The 19,119-nt window shown below is 66.6% G+C and carries 19 protein-coding genes and 1 pseudogene; 9 read left to right on the plus strand and 11 right to left on the minus strand.

All coding sequences use genetic code 11. The annotated features are described in order from the left end of the window. Positions 1-222: 222 nt before the first annotated feature. The gene (locus NUT86_RS26135) at positions 223-777 is read left to right on the plus strand and encodes a hypothetical protein (protein WP_018089251.1); all 555 of its coding nucleotides are present in this window, start codon (positions 223-225) and stop codon (positions 775-777) included. Positions 778-818: 41 nt separating this feature from the next. Here the strand turns inward: NUT86_RS26135 and NUT86_RS26140 are convergent, their stop codons facing one another. Then, complete coding sequence (locus tag NUT86_RS26140; RefSeq protein ID WP_274737848.1) at positions 819-1,721, minus strand: phosphorothioated DNA-binding restriction endonuclease; 903 nt, start codon at positions 1,719-1,721, stop codon at positions 819-821. A 157-nt stretch (positions 1,722-1,878) separates the two neighbouring features. On the opposite strand from NUT86_RS26140, the gene NUT86_RS26145 reads away from it, so the two are divergent. Then, positions 1,879-3,870 carry a sulfatase gene (locus NUT86_RS26145; RefSeq protein WP_274737849.1) on the plus strand — a complete coding sequence of 664 codons (1,992 nt, stop codon included), beginning with the start codon at positions 1,879-1,881 and terminating at the stop codon, positions 3,868-3,870. Positions 3,871-3,897: 27 nt separating this feature from the next. Here the strand turns inward: NUT86_RS26145 and NUT86_RS26150 are convergent, their stop codons facing one another. Next, positions 3,898-4,635, minus strand: coding sequence for a TetR/AcrR family transcriptional regulator (locus NUT86_RS26150; RefSeq protein WP_371874829.1), 738 nt, complete (start codon positions 4,633-4,635; stop codon positions 3,898-3,900). 185 nt (positions 4,636-4,820) lie between these two features. Here NUT86_RS26150 and NUT86_RS26155 point away from each other — a divergent pair, with 185 nt between their 5' ends. Further along, positions 4,821-5,618: an alpha/beta fold hydrolase gene (locus NUT86_RS26155; RefSeq protein WP_274737851.1), complete on the plus strand. Its 798-nt coding sequence runs from the start codon at positions 4,821-4,823 to the stop codon at positions 5,616-5,618. 179 nt (positions 5,619-5,797) lie between these two features. Here NUT86_RS26155 and NUT86_RS26160 read toward each other — a convergent pair whose 3' ends face one another. Together NUT86_RS26160 and NUT86_RS26165 are read right to left on the minus strand one after the other, a co-directional pair. After that, positions 5,798-6,013, minus strand: a complete 216-nt coding sequence (locus NUT86_RS26160; RefSeq protein WP_274737853.1) for a hypothetical protein — start codon at positions 6,011-6,013, stop codon at positions 5,798-5,800. A gap of 426 nt (positions 6,014-6,439) precedes the next feature. Continuing rightward, a complete protein-coding gene (locus NUT86_RS26165; RefSeq protein ID WP_274737855.1) occupies positions 6,440-7,177 on the minus strand; it encodes an SDR family oxidoreductase in 738 nt (245 codons plus the stop codon). A 267-nt stretch (positions 7,178-7,444) separates the two neighbouring features. Here NUT86_RS26165 and NUT86_RS26170 point away from each other — a divergent pair, with 267 nt between their 5' ends. Further along, positions 7,445-8,287, plus strand: a complete 843-nt coding sequence (locus NUT86_RS26170) for a helix-turn-helix transcriptional regulator (protein ID WP_274737857.1) — start codon at positions 7,445-7,447, stop codon at positions 8,285-8,287. A gap of 87 nt (positions 8,288-8,374) precedes the next feature. Here the strand turns inward: NUT86_RS26170 and NUT86_RS26175 are convergent, their stop codons facing one another. Together NUT86_RS26175 and mgt are read right to left on the minus strand one after the other, a co-directional pair. Continuing rightward, the gene (locus NUT86_RS26175; protein WP_274740624.1) at positions 8,375-8,857 is read right to left on the minus strand and encodes a nucleoside deaminase; all 483 of its coding nucleotides are present in this window, start codon (positions 8,855-8,857) and stop codon (positions 8,375-8,377) included. Between the two features lie 306 nt (positions 8,858-9,163). Continuing rightward, the gene (gene mgt / locus NUT86_RS26180; protein ID WP_274740625.1) at positions 9,164-10,378 is read right to left on the minus strand and encodes a macrolide-inactivating glycosyltransferase; all 1,215 of its coding nucleotides are present in this window, start codon (positions 10,376-10,378) and stop codon (positions 9,164-9,166) included. Positions 10,379-10,580: 202 nt separating this feature from the next. Between mgt and NUT86_RS26185 the strand changes: the two genes are divergently transcribed. From NUT86_RS26185 to NUT86_RS26195, 3 genes are all read left to right on the plus strand, one after another. Then, the gene (locus tag NUT86_RS26185) at positions 10,581-11,102 is read left to right on the plus strand and encodes a DUF1707 SHOCT-like domain-containing protein (RefSeq protein ID WP_342456258.1); all 522 of its coding nucleotides are present in this window, start codon (positions 10,581-10,583) and stop codon (positions 11,100-11,102) included. A gap of 94 nt (positions 11,103-11,196) precedes the next feature. Then, positions 11,197-11,598: a DUF5958 family protein gene (locus NUT86_RS26190; protein ID WP_274737858.1), complete on the plus strand. Its 402-nt coding sequence runs from the start codon at positions 11,197-11,199 to the stop codon at positions 11,596-11,598. Between the two features lie 237 nt (positions 11,599-11,835). Further along, positions 11,836-12,357 (plus strand): hypothetical protein, encoded by a 522-nt coding sequence (locus tag NUT86_RS26195; RefSeq protein WP_274737859.1) that lies wholly within the window; start codon positions 11,836-11,838, stop codon positions 12,355-12,357. Between the two features lie 258 nt (positions 12,358-12,615). Here NUT86_RS26195 and NUT86_RS26200 read toward each other — a convergent pair whose 3' ends face one another. The 4 genes from NUT86_RS26200 to NUT86_RS26215 all read right to left on the minus strand — a co-directional run bounded on the left by NUT86_RS26200 (position 12,616) and on the right by NUT86_RS26215 (position 17,073). Beyond that, a complete protein-coding gene (locus tag NUT86_RS26200) occupies positions 12,616-14,520 on the minus strand; it encodes a hypothetical protein (RefSeq protein ID WP_274737861.1) in 1,905 nt (634 codons plus the stop codon). A gap of 1,530 nt (positions 14,521-16,050) precedes the next feature. Further along, complete coding sequence (locus NUT86_RS26205) at positions 16,051-16,332, minus strand: hypothetical protein (RefSeq protein WP_274737862.1); 282 nt, start codon at positions 16,330-16,332, stop codon at positions 16,051-16,053. A gap of 274 nt (positions 16,333-16,606) precedes the next feature. Next, on the minus strand, positions 16,607-16,852 hold the full coding sequence (locus NUT86_RS26210) for a DUF7848 domain-containing protein (RefSeq protein ID WP_274737864.1): 246 nt from the start codon (positions 16,850-16,852) through the stop codon (positions 16,607-16,609). Further along, complete coding sequence (locus NUT86_RS26215) at positions 16,849-17,073, minus strand: hypothetical protein (protein ID WP_274737865.1); 225 nt, start codon at positions 17,071-17,073, stop codon at positions 16,849-16,851. Before NUT86_RS26215 ends, NUT86_RS26210 begins: the two co-directional genes overlap by 4 nt. Before the next feature lie 146 nt (positions 17,074-17,219). Between NUT86_RS26215 and NUT86_RS26220 the strand changes: the two are divergent. Beyond that, a pseudogene (locus NUT86_RS26220) lies at positions 17,220-17,934 on the plus strand (XRE family transcriptional regulator). Positions 17,935-17,937: 3 nt separating this feature from the next. Then, a complete protein-coding gene (locus NUT86_RS26225) occupies positions 17,938-18,408 on the plus strand; it encodes an NUDIX domain-containing protein (RefSeq protein WP_274740627.1) in 471 nt (156 codons plus the stop codon). 95 nt (positions 18,409-18,503) lie between these two features. Here NUT86_RS26225 and NUT86_RS26230 read toward each other — a convergent pair whose 3' ends face one another. Further along, entirely contained in the window at positions 18,504-18,644 is a 141-nt protein-coding gene (locus tag NUT86_RS26230) for a hypothetical protein (protein WP_228332523.1), read from the minus strand. Positions 18,645-19,119: the final 475 nt, after the last annotated feature.

A 19,119-nucleotide genomic window follows, 5' to 3' on the forward strand; every position in this document is an offset into this window, starting at 1 on the left:
CCGGGGGCGCAGGTGCCGCCGTGCCACCGCCTCACAGTCCTATCACCCTCCCCTTACGCCTCCCGCGGCGCTGTCCACCGACCGGTGGACAGCCGAATCCACCAGCCGGTCGTACCCCCACAACCATCCGCCGCCATAACGTCGTTGACGGCGGTGAGCGCACCACGCGGAAACCGCCGGAGCAACAGACCTCGCAGCATTGCGGAAAGGCCCCGGATTTCCATGAGCCACCTGAGTCAGTTCGTCATCGCGCTGATTGCCAGCGCGTCCATTCTCACCATCATCCTGGCGACCGACCTGGGCCGCCGCCGGGTCACCAATATGCGTATGCTGCGCTCCGTGATCGCGGTCGCCATCATTATCGCGCTCTTCGTCCACTCGTTCCCGACCTCGGGGAACGCCCTGTCGTTCCAGCTCATCGGTGTCGGAGTGGGCGTGATCTGCGGGCTGGTCGCCGGTGCCCTGCTCCCCGCCCACCGCGGCGCCGACGGCCAGATCTACACCATCGGCGGATTCGGATACGCCCTCGTCTGGATCGTCATTTCCAGCGCCCGTGTCCTTTTCGCCTATGGCGCCGAGCACTGGTTCGCCGAGGGCCTGATCCGCTTCAGCATCGAAAATGAGCTCAGCGGTCCGGACGTCTATGCAAATGCCTTTGTCTTCATGTCCCTTGCCATGGTCATCACCCGCACCGCGGTACTGGTCGCCAAGCGCCGCCGCATTCGCCTTTCGCCCGCCGAGCCGGCCCGTACGGAAGAACAGCCGGCCGCGGTCTGACGACCGGGGCGCGCCGTCCGGCCCGGCCCGCACCGGGCCGGTCAGGCGTGTTCGGCCAGGCGCGCCTCACCGCGGAACACCTGCGCCGTATGCCAGCGGATGTGCTCGGGGGCAACCCGGGCACTTCCCCGTTGCGGCCCGATGAGCGTCTGTCCGGTGAGGGCGAGCACCTGCGTACGGGCGGCGGTGCCGTGGCCGACGAACTCCTGGGAGACGGCGATCCGCCGGCCGGCATCCAGGCCGAGCACACCCCGGTCGAACAGCTTGTGGTGCAGCGAGCACAGACACAGGCAGTTGGCGAGTTCGTCCGGCCCCTGGAAGGCCCACCACTGGACATGGGCGGCCTCCAGCCCGACCGGCACCCGGCCGATCGACCCGTCGAACCCGCAGAAGGCACAGCGGTACTCGTAGGCCACCAGCACCTGTCGGCGCAGCTCGGCCGCGCGCCGCCGCTCGGGCGCCGGGCCGGCGGTGCGCGGTGCCACCTCCGCCGGTTCGAGGTCGAGTCCGACGGCGGCGGCGATGTCGGAATGGATCGACGGCGGAAAGTGGCTGTCCAGCAGCAGCTGCGCCAACTGCCCGAGCAGCGCCGGTTCCGTGGACAGCGCGGCCCGCAGCCCCGGAACCAGCTGCCCCCGCGCCCCGCTCTCCCGCAACACCCGGACCCCCGTGCCCGGACTCGGCTCCCCGGCGTCGGTACGTACCTCCCAGACACCGTCACTGACGAGATGGTGGAACGGGTACGCGGGCGACGTCCGGTGCGCGGGACCGTAGTCCTGCAGCAGTTCCCGCAGGTCACGCTCGATGTCCGAGTAGCGCATCGAGCCGTCGGGCTGCCGCTGGAACCGCCCCAACGCATAGAGCAGCAACAGGGGTTTGTGTGGTGCCCGTGTCCCGTTGTGCGTCCATTGACGCAGATTTCCCACCCGCTCGATCCACTCCATGACAGGCGACTGTAGGGCGGGCGGTGAGACCACCACCCAAGCGGACCCTTGATGATTGAACGCGAAGCCGTCGGCCGGCCGTACAGATAACGGCGGCCGAATCCCTGGTTCCGGTCCGCCGTGCCACCACCGCGCCTCGCACGGAAGGACCTTCGGGTTGCCGCACTCCACGCGCTTTCGCCAGCCGCCGAACACGAAGAAGGCAACCACGACGGACGACCTGCCGCCGGACAGCCCTCCGGAGCAGACGCCGGACGACACCGGCACCGACACGGCCGTCGGCACCGACACGGCCGTCGGCACCGACACGGCCGTCGGCACCGACACGGCCGTCGGCACCGACACGGCCGTCGGCACCGACACGGCCGCCGCCGACACCGACACCGACAGCTCCGCCGCCGACGCGACGACCGGCGACCTCAGCGCCGCCGCCACGGGCTCCACCAGTGACGCCGCCGCCCCGGACGAGGACGTCGTGCGCGGCGGCTGGCGGGACCGGTACCCGGCCGTGGCCCGGACCGTGGCGTCGGCGGTGACGGTCTCGGCCGCCGTGCTGGTGCTCGCCGCGCTCCTGCTGCCGAACCAGCTCACCCGCCTCACACCCGGTGAGTTCCTGCGCATCCCGGTGGAGGGGATCTTCGGCGCGGCCCTGCTGTTGCTCCTGCCGCCGAAGGCGCGGCGGGTGGCGGCGGTGGTCGCCGGTGTGGGCCTCGGCCTGCGGACCCTCCTGAACTGCCTCGACATGGGCTTCTACTCGGTGCTCGCGCGGCCCTTCGACCCGGTGCTGGACTGGATCCTGTTCGACGACGCCGAGTCGTTCCTCAGGGACTCGATAGGCCAGGCGGGCGCGACCGCCGCGGTGATCGGCGTCGTGGTCCTCGTGCTCGGCCTGCTCGTCCTCATGACGCTGGCGGTCGTCCGGCTCAGCCGCCTCATGGTCCGGCACAGCGCCGTGGCGACCCGTACCACCCTGGTGCTCGGGACCGTCTGGATCACCTGCGCGGCGCTCGGCGTACAGCTCGCCGGTGTGCCGGTCGCTTCCACGAACACCGCCGACCTCGTCCAGGACAGCGCCCAGCGGCTGCGGGCGAGCCTGGCCGACCAGCGGGTGTTCGCCAAGGAGGCGCGTAAGGACGCCTTCCGTGACACCCCGCCCGACCAGCTGCTGACCGGGCTGCGCGGCAAGGACGTCCTCTTCACCTTCATCGAGAGCTACGGCCGCAGCGCGATCGCGGACCCGGCGATGGCGTCGCAGATCGACGCGGTGCTCAAGGACGGAACCAAGCGGCTGCACAAGGCCGGGTTCGCCTCCCGGAGCGCCTGGCTCACCTCACCGACGGCGGGCGGCGGCAGCTGGCTGGCCCACTCCACCTTCATGTCCGGCCTGTGGATCAACAACCAGCAGCGCTACCGCACCGTCACCTCCAGCGACCGCATGCCCCTCACCGACGCCTTCAAGCGCTCCGGCGCCTGGCGGACGGCCGGCATCATGCCGGGCGTCACCCGCTCCTGGCCGGAGGGCAAGTTCTACGGCCTCGACCACGTCTACGACACCCACCACCTGGGCTACAAGGGCCCGCAGTTCAGCTGGTCGCGGGTGCCCGACCAATTCAGTCTGTCGGCCTTTGAACGCCTGGAGCACGGCAAGCGGCACGACAAGCCGCTGATGTCGGAGATCATCCTCGTCTCCAGCCACAACCCCTGGGCGCCCATCCCCAAGATGATCGGCTGGGACGAACTGGGCGACGGCTCGGTCTACCACGGCATCCAGAAGGCGGGTAAGGACCCCAAGGAGGTGTGGAAGGACCCCGCGCAGGTGCGCACCGAGTACCGCCGCGCCATCGAGTACTCGCTGCACAGCCTCGTCTCGTACATGGAGAAGTACGGCAACAAGAACACCGTGCTCGTCTTCCTCGGGGACCACCAGCCCGTCCCGACCGTCACCGGCGAGAACGCGAGCCGGGACGTACCGGTCGCGCTCGTCGCCCACGACCCGGCCGTGCTGGACCGGATCTCCGGCTGGGGCTGGCAGAAGGGCCTCAAGCCCGGTCCGAAGACCCCGGTCTGGCGTATGGACACCTTCCGCGACCGCTTTCTGACCGCCTACGGCCCCCGGCCGGGCGCGACCCCGCCCCGGGCGGCTCACTGACCGCCGGGGCCATGGACGCCGCGGCGGTCACACCGCCGCGGTGAGCCCGTTGAGCATGCGGCCGAGAAGGCGGTCGAAAACGGCGTCGGGTGCCGAGTCATGGCTCGGCACCGCCAGGGCCTGCGCAAGATGGGGGTACCGGCCCTCGGCGGCAATGGACCGGAGGTAGCGGTCCTGGGCGTCGAGGAGTTCGCCGGAGGAGCGGCCGCCGGCTTCGACCGCCCGCTCCTGGGCGAGCTCATAGGAAACGTGGCTGGCCACGAAACCGGTGAGCAGGCTGAAGGTCTCCAGCCGTGCCGAGGCCTCCAGGCCGATGGGGGCGAGGGCGGCGAGGGCGTACTCCAGGGCGGCGAGGGCGTTCGGGCCGAACGTCTGCCGTGCGGACAGTGCCGCGGACAGCCACGGGTGGCGCCGCATGATCGCGCGCTGCTCGTGCGCGAACTGCCGAAGGTCGGCACGCCAGTCGCCGGACGGCTCGGCCGGCAGCCGGTGGCCGCCGCTCACCTGGTCGATCATCAGCTCCAGCAGTGTCTCCTTGTTGGGGACATAGCTGTAGAGCGACATCGTCCCGGCCCCGATCCGGGCCGCGACCGCACGCATGGTGACCGCCCCGAGCCCTTCGGCGTCGGCGAGGGCAACGGCCGCATCGGTGATCTCGGCACGGCTGTGCGCCGGCGGCCGCCCCCGCCGCGGGCGCTCCGCCCGCGACCAGAGCTGCTCGGGATCCACACCGGCACTACGACCGGCTGAGCCTGTACGGGGCACGGCAACCTCTCCTCACTGCTGGCGGCCATCCAATCACTCGCGTCCCGCGCGCCGGAGGCGAGTCGAACGGGGCGACGGGCCGTACCTGCCGGACACGCGCCCTGACGAGGGGGACGGGTGCCGTGGCCGAGTTCCGGTGGCTACCCTCATCTCTCCAACGACCTTGACCGCAGGGGGAGAAGACTGTGCGCAACGCCGTCGTGACGCCCGGGGGTGACCGGATCCGCTGGGTGGAGCTGCCGGGGCAGGAGCCTCCCCGTGTCTACGTACACGGCCTGGGCGCCACGTCACCCGCCTACTTCGCGGAGATCGCGGTCCACCCCTTGCTGGCCGGCCGCCGCTCGCTGCTGATCGACCTGCTCGGTCACGGCCTCAGCGACCGCCCGACGGGTTTCGACTACACCCTCGACTCGCACGCCGATGCACTCGCGGACGCCCTGATCTCCGCGGGCGTCACCGGCGCGGAGCTGATCGCCCACAGCATGGGCGGCTCGGTGGCCATCGTCCTGGCCGCCAGGCACCCGCATCTGGTCTCCCGCCTGGTCCTGGTCGACGCCAACCTCGACCCGCTCCCGCGCCGGCCCGGCTCCGGCGGTAGCAGCGGCATCGCCGCCTACTCCGAGCAGGCGTTCCTGGAGGGCGGCTGGGAAGAGGTCCGGGACCGGGTCGGTCCGCACTGGTGGGCCACCATGCGCCTGGCCGGCCGTGAGGCCCTGCACCGCAGCGCGGTGCACCTCATCCGCGGCAGCGTCCCCACCATGCGCGAACTCCTGCTGGACCTGAGGATTCCCCGTACCTATCTGCTGCCCGAAGCCGACGGCCCACTCCCGGGTGCCGACGCGCTCACCGCGGCGGGGGTGGCCGTGGTGGCGATCCCGGACTGCGGACACAACATCATGCTGGACAATCCTGAAGCGTTCGCCCAGGCCACCGCGGCCGCGTGCGCGGACCGGGAAGCACGACCGGACCGCCATGCGGAGTGAGACAGCCGGCATCGGGCAGAGCGGAGCAGGATCGTGCCCGAGAACTCCCCGGTCCCGTCAGACGGTTCGCCCTCGCGCGTACCCGTCGGAAGACGTGACGGTGGCGACAGCCTCGGTGCCGCGGGGGAGGGGGCGGGGCTGAAGTCCCCTGCCGCACTACTCCGTTCCAGAAGCGTTGGTCAGAGGACGGCCACGTAGATCCCGGGCGGGGCGCACTCGGCGGACTCCTGTTCCCGGGGCCCCCGGTGCGGCTGCCAGTCGAAGAGAAACCGGTTCGCAGCACGATCGAACGAGAGGCCAACGGCAACTTCGGGAATGCCGAACTCTTTGCCGGACCACTCCACGATCGCTCCGGCCAGGCCCTCCACCTGGAAGTCGGCTGCGGGGAACAGCACACGGTGCACCGTCACCACCGTGTGCCGCCCAGGTGGCCGGGCTGCCTCGATCGCCTCCGTTGCCAGGCCCAAGCCGTGCCGCAGCCAGCCGACTTCATCCTGGGTGAGGCGCAGCCCCGAGCGGTCGGCGGGCGGATGCTCCAGGACGGGCGTGGTGTCCAGCCAGATCCGGTTGCTGATCCGCTCGGCGCCGGCCGGAGGAGCCGCCGCCGAGGCCGACCCCGCCGTGAGGTCGATGGCTATCCCCCCAGGTGGGCCCCTTCACTCGGTAAACAACCGTCTGCATCCGCCCTCATCCCTTGGCTCTTGTTCCATGGTCCCTCCGGATCCACTCCACCGAGGCGCTCATTCCCGTCAATCCGGCGAGCCCATGCTGCCGTGTGCCCCGTAGGGCGATACCGGGGGGCGGAAGGGGAGGGACAGCCGTCACCTCTGGGAAGTGGGCCGCACGACGATCTCGTTCACATCCACCGTGGCGGGCTGTTCAATGGCGAACGCGATCGCGCGGGCAATCGCATCGGGCGGTATGGCGAGGTCGTCCCGCATCTTCGTGATCTCCGCTCTGACCCGGCTGTTGCTGGACGCCTCAGCGAAGTCGGTGGCGGTCACACCGGGCGAAACGGTGGTGACCCGCAGGGAGTCGCCGGCCTCCTGGCGCAGCCCTTCACAGATCGCCCGGACCGCGAACTTGGTACCGGCGTACACCGCCATGGCGGGGACGACACGAAAGGCAGCCGTGGAGGCGGTGGTGACGAAGTGCCCGGTGCCCTGTGCGCGGAACACCGGCAGGGCAGCGGCGATACCGTGCAGCACACCCTTCACATTGACATCGACCATGTGGTCCCACTCCTCGACGCGCAGATCATCGAGCGGCGAGATCGTGCCGACCCCGGCGTTGCTGACCAGGACGTCGAGCCGGCCGAAGCGCTCACGGGCCAGCGCGACCAGGGCGTGCAGATCCTCCCGCCGCGTCACGTCGGTACGGATCTGCACGGCCGCGCCACCCGCCTCCTCGATCCGGGCCACCAGCGCCGCCAGCCGCTCGGACCGCCGCGCACCGAGAACCAGCCGCGCACCGCGCTCGGCGAGCAGCAGCGCAGCCGCCTCGCCGATACCGCTGCTGGCTCCCGTAATCGCCACCACTTTTCCTTCGATTCCGGACATGAGGACCGACTTCCTTTCCCTTCTCGGCACGGGGGCTGAGGCACGGGGCCAGCGGCTCGTCGGCTCGTCGGCTCGTCGGCTCGGCGGCTCGTGGAGCAGTGTCGAAGCCGCTGCACACCACACGGCCGGGCACCGCCACGACCGTGTGAGGCCGTCGGCAAGGCCGCCGAGGCGCCGGCCCGTGCTCTCCCGTACGAGTCTTCAGGAGCCTTAACCTGGTATCCAGAATCCATTTATTCTGGAACTGAAGGTGCCATGCCACTGCCCATGCCACTGCAGCCGGACCAACGCCGTCAGCTGGGTGCGTTCCTGCGCAGCCGGAGGGCGCGCCTCACCCCGGCCGAGGTCGGCCTCCCGCAGACCGCCCGCCGTCGCACACCGGGCCTGCGCCGGGAGGAACTGGCACTGCTGGCCGGGATCAGCGCCACCTGGTACACGTACCTGGAGCAAGGGCGGGAGATCCGTGCCTCCGAACAGGTGCTGACCGCCCTGGCCGAGGCGCTGCGGCTCGACCGGCACGAGCGCGCTCATCTCCTCCAGCTCGCCGGTCACGCGACCGCGGACGAACCCGAGGAACGCGAGCCGCTCACACCCGAGGCGGCAGCCGTGCCGCTGCTGCTCCAGCCGAACCCGGCGTACATCATCGGCGGCAACTACGACGTACTCAGTCACAACCGGGCGGCCGAAGCGCTCTTCCCCCGCCTCATCGACAAGGACACGAAGCGGCCGGCCAACTTCCTCCGCTGGGTCTTCCTCGAACCGGCGGCCCGCGATGTCGTCGTCGACTGGGAACCCGAGGCACGCGCCCTCCTCGCCCGCCTCCGGACCCAGTCCGGACGCCACCCCACCGACCCGCGATACACCCGCCTGATCGACGAGCTGAACGAGCACAGCCCGGAAGCGCGCACATGGTGGCACCAGTACGAGGTCCAGGCCCGCCACAGCGGACACAAACGCCTACGCCACCCACAACGCGGCCCGGTCGAGTACGCCTACACCGCCTTCCACCTGGCCGAACAGCGGGAACAGACGCTGGTGGTCTATGTCGAACGTGAACATGGACATGGACATGGACATGGACGTGAACGTGGACGCGGACAGCGCGGCTAGGCAGTACAACTCGTCCCGCCGGGCCATCGGTGCAGACCAACGGGCCGCGATGAGGCAGCCGACGGCGCCGGATGAGGCCGTGGCGCGTCAGGATGCGCGGTGAAAGCGGCGGTGCAGGTCGTGTACCTGCTCCGCGAGGCCGGGGACCGGGCCCTCCACCACGAGGTCGGGAACGATGTCCCGGATCGAAAGGGTGCGCACGGGAGGGGCGGGAACCTTCAACTCGGCCAGCCAGGACGCCAGTTGCTCGGAAGAGCTCACGTACACGATGCGCCCCAGCCCGACCCAGCCGTGCGCGGCGGCGCACATCGGGCAGTGCTCGCCGGAGGTGTAGACGGTCGCCGCCGCCCGTTCCTCGGGGGACATGTTCGCCGCGGCCCAGCGCGCCAGCTCGAACTCCGGGTGGCGGGTCCGGTCGCCCGAGGCCACCCGGTTGTGGTCCTCGGCGAGGACGGCCCCGTCCGCGGCGACGAGCACGGACCCGAACGGTTCGTCGCCCGCTTCCAGGGCCTCTGTTGCCAGCTCCACACAGCGGCGCAGATACCGCAGTTCAGCCTCGTCCACGACAATGCCCCCAACGTGTGATTTCAGAGGATGCTAACCCTTCGACTCACCCGGCACGCCTGACACGCCTGACACGCCTGACGCGTCCGACGCGTCCGAATCGGCCGCACCGCGAAACCGGCTCCCCGCGAGATGCACCGCGGAACCGCCCCTCCCCGCGAGCCGCACCGCGAAACCGCCCCCGCTCCGCCAGCCGCACCGCGAAACCGGCTCCCCGCGCGCAGCCCAGCCACCGCCCCGCCGACCCACCGACCCACCGACCGGTCACGAAGGTTCGTTTCGTTCCCACACCGCGGCTGCCGGCCGACGCCGTCACTCAGCAGCGGGCAGTTCCGCCTCGATGAGGTCGACGGCCCGTCGGGTGCCTCCCTCGGTGGCCATCTCCCCCTGGATGACCGCGAGACGGCGCCTCACCTCCGGATCGTCGACGAGCGCGAGCACCGCCGCGCGAAGGGTGGCGGCGTCCGCCTGTTCCATCGGTACGTGGCGCGCCACGCCGAGCCCCTCAAGCATGTCCGCGTTGCCGAACTGGTCGACGGCCTGCGGAACGGCCACCATGGGCGTGGCCGTGGCCAGCCCCTCCTGGCTGCCACCCGCGCCGGCGTGCGTGATGAAGGCATCGGCCTTCTTCAGAATCGCCAACTGCGGCACCCAATGGCGCACTTCAACGTTCCCCGGAATGTCCCCGAGCTCCTCGGCGGTGACATGCTTGCCCACCTGGAGCACGACATGCCACCCCGGCAGGTCGCCGAACGCCTTGACGCACTCACGGTAGAAACCGGGCTCCTTGGTGAAGGACGAGCCGAGCGAGACCAGCAGCACGCGCTCGGCGTCCGCGGGCCGCTCCCAGTCCCCCTGCGCGGCACGGTCCCCTTGGCAGGCGCCGACGAAGGAGTGCACCTTCTCGTCGACCCTGTCGGCATTCGGCTGGAGCGCCTTCGGGATGAGCACGATCGACCGGCCGGGGCGACCGACGAACGGGTCAGGGTGCTGGCTGATCCCGTTCTCCGTAAGCCAGTTGGTGAACTTCGCGTAGTACGCCCTGCCACGCTCGGTCGCCCTGGGCTCCGCCCACATCGGCTCGGCGACCTCCTCCTCGTACCCCTCCCACGCGACGAGGTTCGGCGAGAGGGAGACCGCGGGCACGCCCCACCGGTGGGCCAGGACGCGCGCCGGATACGAGGTGATGTCATGCAGCACGAGGTCCGGCTCATCCCCCTGATAAGCCTCGATGAGCTGCGGCAACACCTGGATCGCGTCGTCGAGAAACGGCTCGACGTTGTCGAGCAGCGTGGTCCCCCACGCCGACGGGTCGTCGTCGGGCGACGGCAGCGTCGTGCGGTACAGCACCGGCTCGGCCCCCGTCTCGGCGACCTTCTCCTCAAAGAGGTGCGGAATCGCGTACGTAACACGGTGCCCACGCGCAACGAGCTCGCGGATCACCTCAAGACTCGGGTTCACGTGCCCATGGGCAGCGATGGAGAACATGGCGATATGGGCACGTTTTTCGCGTTCCGGGGTCGTCATGCCCTCACAGTAAACGAGACGAAACGTCTCGTGCAACCACTTTCCTGATGCCGCTCACGAACCCAGGCACACGCCCCCCTGCACAACCCCGGCGCGCACCAACGGACTTGGAAGCGTGCATCTGAGCACGCCAACAGTTGCGTACGACTATCGTCACCGGTCAGTGCCGTACCACCGCTGCTGTCACTGCTACGAGAATGGGATGACGTCCGCCATGCCCCAAGACATGTCGTCGCGGATCTCTGATGACCATCGCGACACGGCCATCGAGCGTCTCCAGGAGGCGTTCGCCCAGGGGTACATCAACCAGGAAGAGATGGACGAGCGCCTGCAGATTGCGCTCACCGCCAAGACGCACGGCGATTTGGTGCCGGTCCTGGATGCGCTGCCCGATAAGGACACGGGCCCGACCGTCGAGATCGAGGCCCGCGGTGGACGGATCCAGCGGGGCAGTGGGTGGCGGGTGCCCCGCGCATTCAAGATCGAGTCCGAGTTCGGCAAGGTAGAACTGGACTTGTCCCAGGGCATCATCGAATACCCGGTGATCGATATCGAACTGCGGCTTGAGTACGGCCGGGCCCGGATCGTCCTCCCGCGCGACGCGACAGTGGATTACGAGGAACTGAACGCAGAGTGGAAGCAGCCGGTCTACAAGGCCCGCCGGCGCAGCATCACGGCGGCCCGCACATCCGGATCTCCGGGGCCATGGGCTACGGCCGCTTGAAGCTCAGGCACCGCGGGCGCTGATAGCCGGGGCGACCTGAACATCCTGCGGAGAGCGAGGCTCCAGCCGCCGCCTCGCCGGAAGGTCGGGGCACGTGTATGAACGTGAGCTCATCATCAACGAATTTGCCCAGGGAATTCGCCCCATGCCACAAGGTGTTGCATGGTTCGCCGACCTCGCGGAGGACGAGCAACGTCTGGCGCTGCGGGAACTGACGCAGTTCTGCCTTCAGGCACGCGCCACACAGGAGGACGCCGAGGAGGCCATTGCGCGCTCCGGAATACGCCCCACTCACACGCCCGCCGTGATGCTGACCCGGTGGCGGCTCCACATGACCGGACTTCCTCCCTATGACCTTCCCAGAGCATTTCGCCTGCTGGTAGCGCTACTTGCCGTCGCCGATACCCGTCGGCGCGAGCGCTACTGCGCCGACGGCTGCGCTCACGAGTGGCACCAGCTGGCTGCCCGCCCGGATGTGGGACCAGCCGCTACGTGATCGGCCCTCCTGGGTTGTCTCCGGAACCGTGGCTCACAGGCCGGTCGGGTCGAATGACGGTTCCGGACCCGGTCGCGCTCCTCGGGAGTCGTCAGGTGCCGGCCAATGGGGTGCTGAGGCGGGGGCGGTGACCTTGGCGGCAGTAGTGGCCGACATCTACTCACGCATTGCTACCGCGCACGAGCTTTCACCGCACTCTGGTGATGCGTCCGATTCTGCGGAAAGCATCCGGGTGCTTTGACGACCATCACCCGCAGCGGCAAGACGTTCCGCACCAGCCATCAGTCGTGGCATGAAGTGGAGGCGCTGACCGTCTACCGCACCACGACCACGGCCACCACCAGCCCACTCCTCGTACTCCCCGACGGCGAGGCCCTGTTCGCCGTCGACCGCCTGCTGTCCGGCCCCCGCACCGAGACCCGGGCGCTGCACCGCGTGCTCATCCCGTTCGCCACCGCGGTCAACGAGGCCGAACAGCTTGGCGACGCCTCGGACACCGAGCCGGAGCAGATCTATGCCATCCCCACCGCAGCCGGCCACAAACTCACCTGGGACGAGACCGTCAGCGCCCGCATGCCCCTGCCCGACGAGCGCCACGCTACAAATTCCCGACGCCACCCCGATCGTCCACGCCATCCGCGTCACCCGCGGCACCGATCAACGCCCGCTGATCCTCGAAGAACTCCGCGCCGGCGCCGACCGCACCCAACTCGCCTACTCAATCACCGCCGACAGCCCCGTGTACTCCGCGCCGTTTGAGCCCACGCTCCCGCCAACTGTCGAAAACTGTCTTTACTTACTCAAGGCGGCTCGCTCCGCTCACCGCGCGCGGCCCGGCCCCCGGCCGGGCCTGCGCTCCTGCCCTCGTCCCGCTTCAGCCCGGCCGACGCCCATGCCGCGCTCACAGCAATCAGCCACCCGATGCCAGAGAAAGCTACGCCGCGACCTGCCCGGAACAGTACGACGTTGGGACCAGGATCTTCGAGGCTCGCGCCAATGGGACTGGCTAAAGCCGCCTCAAGCACCTTTGGGCGGAACCTCTCGGACAATATTAAGAAATTCCTCTGCATTGACATGCAAGTTTAGTAGAGTCTTGTGCGGCAAGCTTGCTCGGCCAAATCTGCCACCCCTGTGCAGTCGACTGATGTCAACCACTGTTTGCATTGAGCGAGCGCCATGGAAATACTTCTCAACCCGGAGGAAGGCTCTCACCACGCCTTCGTCAATGTCGAGCCTTCCCTCTTCTTTTCCTACCCCGGCATCGATTAGGAAATGATTTAGGAGTAGTGCGCGATGGAACATCCAAGCAGCTTTCTCTTTATTTCGATTTTTCCCAGGGTTGGGACCTACGACGTCCAGGTAACCCTGCAATCGGCTAGCGAAGTCAGTCGCCTTTGAATTAGATCCGGCCCTCTTGGCCATCTTGATGAATTGGTCGTACCGGTGGCAGGTGCCGCCAGCGAAGACAAAAATGGCTCGCCCGATGGGATGAACTATCTCGCCCTGCTGAAAGGTTCCATCCTGCATCGGCGACAGGAAGTAAGGGAGCCATCCCAGTGAAGCTTCCCTGAAACTGGAGTCGAATTCATCCCAGAAGACCAACGGAGCCTGCCCCTGAAGTCCCCTGTCCCTGACTTGATGCAAGGCATTAGCTAGGTCAGCGACAGATTGAAACTGAGAGAGATTGAAAGTCAGTCCCTTATCTCGGTTAGGGTACAGTGATGCCACAACCTCGCGCACCGCGAAAGACTTCCCGTCGCCAGGTCTACCGAAAACGCCAATCGATCGCGGCTTTTTCTTTTCCGGGTTGTTTGTATATTCTGCAATGAGATTCTGGACTACGCGCAATCCTTCTATCTCGTGCCAATCGGCCGTTATTAGATCACGAAAATGCGCTATAGGTACACCCTTGAGCTGTCCGCACCCTTGAATGGCCACTTGAACAGCTTTATCTTCCACGGATTCTGAAGATTCTGCTGCAAACCACTCAAGACTCGACCAAGTGGGCAGCTCGGATCCGGACCTCGGCTCTGGAACCTGGGTGTCCTCCAACTCCTCGAGGTACCTCTTTTTTGAGTCGGCACCTTCTGTCATACACTCAAGTGGAAAGTGCATTTCTCCAGGCTGTCGCCGACCTTCCGGTTTGTCGAAACCTGAGTCTGCCTCAAAACCCAGGTCATACATTGCCCGCATGGCTGCTAGGCCATTCCGGGTTCCCTCGGCAAGGGCTGCCGAAATAGAAGGCTTACTTCCCGAATTAGCACGTTTCAACAGTGAGCTTCCAATTGCGGCTGTAAGGGCCTGCGTGTACCCGAACATACCCCCGTGGTCATATTTCCCCCACGTGGCTTCCGTAAATTCCCGATGGAAAAATAGCCGATGCCGAGATTGCCTGGAGGTGCGATCAATGATGAGCACACCCGAGGGGCCAAACGAAACAACCAGCCGCTTATGTTTGGCAAGGTTACTGAGAGCGAATTTCTCAGCCCTATCACTCAGTTCAAGTTCCGCCAGTACATCTTGAGCGGAGCGCTCCCAGGAAAGTCCTCTACTTACGGCAGCGCCAATTTCTCGCAAGCTCGGGGCAGTGACGATGGGGATGACGTGGTCATGAACGTCATATGACCCACTTAGGCTCTGCCAGAGTTTACTTTTTCCTTTCAGTGCCCTTGTTCCAAGTTTAACAAGAATCCAAGGGTCTCCCCTTCTGGCCAGTTCATTCGTGCTCTGGCACAGCTCTTCGTTATCCCCAAAACCGAGGCCCTCGTCGTCTAGGAGCAAGAGCGATAGGAGTTGGCCACCCTTCAGCTTTGGTTGGGTTAGAGGCTGAAGTTCCTCCTGGACGTGAAATCCGAGAAACTCTTTGACTCGAACCTTCCGGTTCGTTTCGGATTTATTCCTTCCCTTTTCGTCATCCGGCAACGGCAAGAATTGTAGAATGTTGTACGAGTGGTGAAATCTGGGGTCCCCTCCTGGTGGATAATCGGATGGTTTAGGCCACTCCTGGCTTCGGACTCGGTCGGGATCGGAAACAACAAGTTGCATCAGCTCGCAGAGACCAATTGCACCACCCCAATGCCAGTGAGTGGTTGCTGCAGAATTTAGCCGCTCCTCGACCGTTGGACATCGGTGGTCAGGCAGCATTACCCCCCAGTCGAGAGTGGGATCACCGGTAACAGCAACGAAATGAGGTGGGTTACTTGGCGACATGTCGACCGTCCACAGGACATGGTTCCAAGGAGCGCGGCTCAGAGGAGATGCCGCTGCTCGGACGCTTTCGTTTCCCTCGCGTCTTTGCGTTCCAGACTACGTCGAGTGTGGTGTCCTCGCACGCCGAGGAATGGAATGAGCGGCGGGCTGAACACCGCCAGGCGCCGGGTTGTTGGGCTCGTGGGTGCGAGGGGATCTCAGGCACGAATTGGACCCACGGTGAGCCGGGGATGGCCAGCGCGTGTACCGGCCCAGACTCAGTTAGCCGAAATATCGACGGCATCGGCATACACGACGCCGTAGACGTTAACCAGTTCCACCCCTCCACTTCCGCCGCCAGGGCTTGTTCTGACAGACGTCACCGAGCAGCCTGGTCGAGGCCCGGCGGTGAGTGCGCTGGCACACGCGCGCAGGGTCCGTCGGCGCACCCACCAGCGTGGCTGACTGTCGTGCGCTGAGGCTCAAGCGTTCCCAAGTCCACCTTCTACCCGACGACTCTACGAAGGGCCGTGCCATTCGCGTGCCAGATCCTGCGGGGAACCACGGGGAACAGCAAGGACTGGTCGCGGGTGTCCACAAAATGACCTTCCAGTGGCTGCACGGGCCTAGATGTACCAGAGCCCGCCTTCCTCGACGGCATGGCGGAAGCGGTGCCGCAGAGCGGCGCCCTCGTCGAGTGCTTGGTAGTTCGCCATGATCTCTGCCGCGATGCGCTCCAGGTCAACCGCTGGACCATAGTGCTGGCGAGCGCACGCAGTTGGTCCGCTCTGACATCCACAAGTGACATCAACGGCGCCGGATGCCAGCACATCTAGGCGGTCTGGCATGGTCAGCGGGGTCGGGTGGCTCCCCGGAAGGCCGAGGGGGTCGAACTCCTAATGCGGTGGTCGATCAGCGTTCCTACCAGCTGGCTGCAGGGGGTGTGCCTATAAACGGGGAGAGTGGCTGAGGCAGGAACTGGTACCGCGAGGCACACGCGCGCCTGATCGGTCGGCACACCCACCGTCGTGGCTGACTGTCGTCGGTTGAGGTTCAGGCGGGCTGCGAACCAAGGCGTGCCAGATGTGCGCCAGAACGGAGGGGCAACCATGGTCAACGGGCGCCGAACGGTCCCCGCACCCCTAGTGAGGCCGGAGCTAGCCGCCCGGTTATCGTCCAGCAGATACATCGCGGAGATCACCACCAGGCTTACAAAGCAGCGAGCGTGAAGGAGGCGCACGGCGCGCAGCAGCTTCGAGCACCCTAAGCGCCGGCCCTTCGCCACCTGAGCGCTTCTTCTCGCGCTGCGTTGGCCAGAGCTAGGGCGGCCTCCACGGGCAGTGACAGCCGGAGTACTCCCGAGCCGTCAGTTGTTGTCGATGCCGTCCACATGATCTCAGCCGTGTCGATGCCCGCCTCATCCATCGCGCCCTTCAGCTCCGTCGCAGCGTCCACCGGGCTCCGCCAGCCGGCCACGTAGTCCACTCCGCGTACCCACATCCAGCCGTCCGGTTCCAGAGCCTCGCCGTCGAAGTTCGGATCCATCGGATCGTGCTGCACAGAACGTCACTCCCAGGAGCAGTAGTTGATTACCTGGGGCAGGTCACCCGCCGGTCAACGGGCATGACTGCGGCCCCAGTGCCATCGGCACCGGGGTCCGCGAGGGCTCCGGACCGGACCACCCCGGATGCTGTCCAGGCGAGGGGTGGTCCGGTCTCACATGTCTTGGGTCAGCCGTTGTCAGGGGTACTGATGACGACAAGCGGCACGACTATCGCCGCACAGAAGGCCACGATCAGAACGCTGAATAATCGCTGTCTCACAGGCACTCACCGTCCGTCGGTGTCATGCGCCAGAAGCGTGTGACGGTCTCGCGATACTGGCGGTGCGTGGGGTTTTGGCCGGTATGTGAGAAGGCCCAGTCGCGTGCGGTCTCGAACTCTTCCGAGGGGTCTGCTGCGGCGTCGCAGGACATGCACTCCAACTCGTGCACCATCTCGGGGGCTTCCGGAGCGGTCTCCGGTCCCATCGTCCATCTGAGATGGCGGAAGACGGACCTGGTCACAGCCCGCTCCTGCTGTGAGCGTTGAGTTCTGCCACTCGTGAGCTCAGATCGTCACAGGAACCGAGCGGACGTAGATCCTCCGGACGTGCGTCCCATTCGATCCTGCCTTGGGGCGGACGTAGTTGTACGTGCGACCACATGACGTCCATGACCCGGCCGACCCGGCCGCTCCTGGTGTCCAGCGTCAAAGTACCCACCGAAGGGGCTTTCTTGTCGCTCATGCAAGGAGGATCACGGCGACGCCCAGGACGTAGGAACCTCGCCCAAAACCCATTTCGGGACGTCCCGGAGGAGGTAGAACGTCCCTAGCAACGTCCCAACTTCCAGGGAGAGACTGCGGATACCGAACGAGAGGCTTCGAGCCGCCATGGCAGCCGGAGGGTGGACCCACGCCACCCTCGCAGCCAGGGCTCAGGTGGACCCCAAGTCCGTTGAGCGGTGGGTCAACTTGGGCCGGATCCCTCGACGGGCGACGGCCCTGCTGGCGGCTGAGACGTTAGGAGAAGACGTGCATGCACTTTGGCCGGCGCTCAGGCAAGCACGCTCTGCCCGCGCTGTCAGCTCAGAGCTGGTCGCGTTGTACGACCAGCGGGCGGACGTTCCCGTATCCACGTTCGCGGACATGATGGCGGAGGCCCGCGAGAACATCGACGTACTCGTGTACGCGGCGGTCTTCCTGCACGAGGGGTTTCCGCGCCTGAACGATCTGCTCCGTGAGCGTGCCGCCGAAGGGTGCTCCGTCCGCATCGCATTGGGTGATGCGGAGAGCGAGAACGTGCGGCAGCGTGGCGAGGAGGAACGGTTCGGGCACGGCATCGAATCGCGTTGCCAGCTCGCTCTCATGCACTACCGGCCGCTCCTCGGGGTACCCGGAGTCGAGATCCGGACCCACGGAACCACGCTGTACAACTCCATCTACCGGGCGGACGATCAGCTTCTGGCCAATGCCCATGTCTGGGGCGTGAACGCCTATGGCACCGGTATGGCACCTTCGTCGCAACGGGGATGGTGGCATCTTCGACACCTACGCCCAGAGCTTCGACGCGGTCTGGACGACGGCGAAGCCTGTACTCGAGGAGTGAACCCTGTCGCGCACCGAGTATTACGACGATCCCGATGCCCCCGAGCCCAACAGCCTCGTCGTTGCCGCTTCAGCTGTGGTGACCGACGACGAGGGCCACATCCTGCTCCAGCGGCGCCGGGACAACGACCTCTGGGCCCTGCCCGGAGGCGGCATGGAGATGACCGACTCCCTTCCCGGCACCGCGGTCCGGGAGGTCCAGGAGGAGACCGGGCTCGATGTGGAGATCACGGGGCTGGTGGGGACGTACACCGATCCCCGTCATGTGATCGCCTACACGGACGGGGAGGTACGGCGGCAGTTCAACGTGTGCTTCACGGCACGCGTCGTCGGAGGGAAGCTTGCCATCTCGGACGAGTCCACGGAGCTGCGGTTCGTCCACCCCGATGAGATCGGCGATCTCCCGATGCACCACACGCAGCAGCTCCGTATCCAGCACTTCCTGGAGCATCGGGAGCGCCCCTACCTGGGGTGACGACTCCGAGGTCAGTCCCTGGCCGGAGTCATGCCCATCTGGCCGCTCACGCTCGTCCCTAAGGGGGTGTCTTGCCCCGTGATTGGCTCGGCCGGTCAGTGGATGACGACGCCTGGGACAAGGGCGACGAGACCGGAGACGAAGCTCCCTACGCCTGCGAGCGTGACGATGATGGCCTTGCCGTCCGAGAACAGGCCCGAGCAGAAGGCGCGTAGCTGGCGTCGGAGGACCAACACCTTAAGCCTCTCCCAGCGGTGCTGGCGGACCTGCGGACATCCCATGAGAAGTCCCGAAGCATTGTTCCGGCAGCCGTCATCTCTCCCTCGGACCGGAGCACCACACGTAACAGGGGCTCGGAAGAAGCACCACGCGGTAGTGACTGCTGAAAGCACGATCACCACGACTGGTCCTGCTGCATGGTTGATCCACGCGGCGATCAGCAGAAGGCCACTTAGGACCCCCCACCACTTGCCCAGACCACCTAGCCCTTTTCCTGCTGCCCCCGAGGTTGCCATGGCCTGCATTTTGGTGGGTCTGCTCCCGCAGTCTGTACGGTGCTGCCCCTCCTTGGCTGGAAAGCAGCGCAGGTAGGCGAATGCGTGCTGGTTGCGTGATTTGCCTGGCTATGTCATCCGTGCCAAGCGGGGCGTTAGTCCGTACGCCCTGTTCCGGCCGAGATTCCCAAGGTCAGTCCTCGACGGGCGCGATCCC

Origin of the sequence: Streptomyces sp. G7(2002) (genome assembly GCF_028870195.1) — a bacterium.
In the GTDB taxonomy this organism is placed as follows: Bacteria; Actinomycetota; Actinomycetes; order Streptomycetales; family Streptomycetaceae; genus Streptomyces; species Streptomyces nigrescens.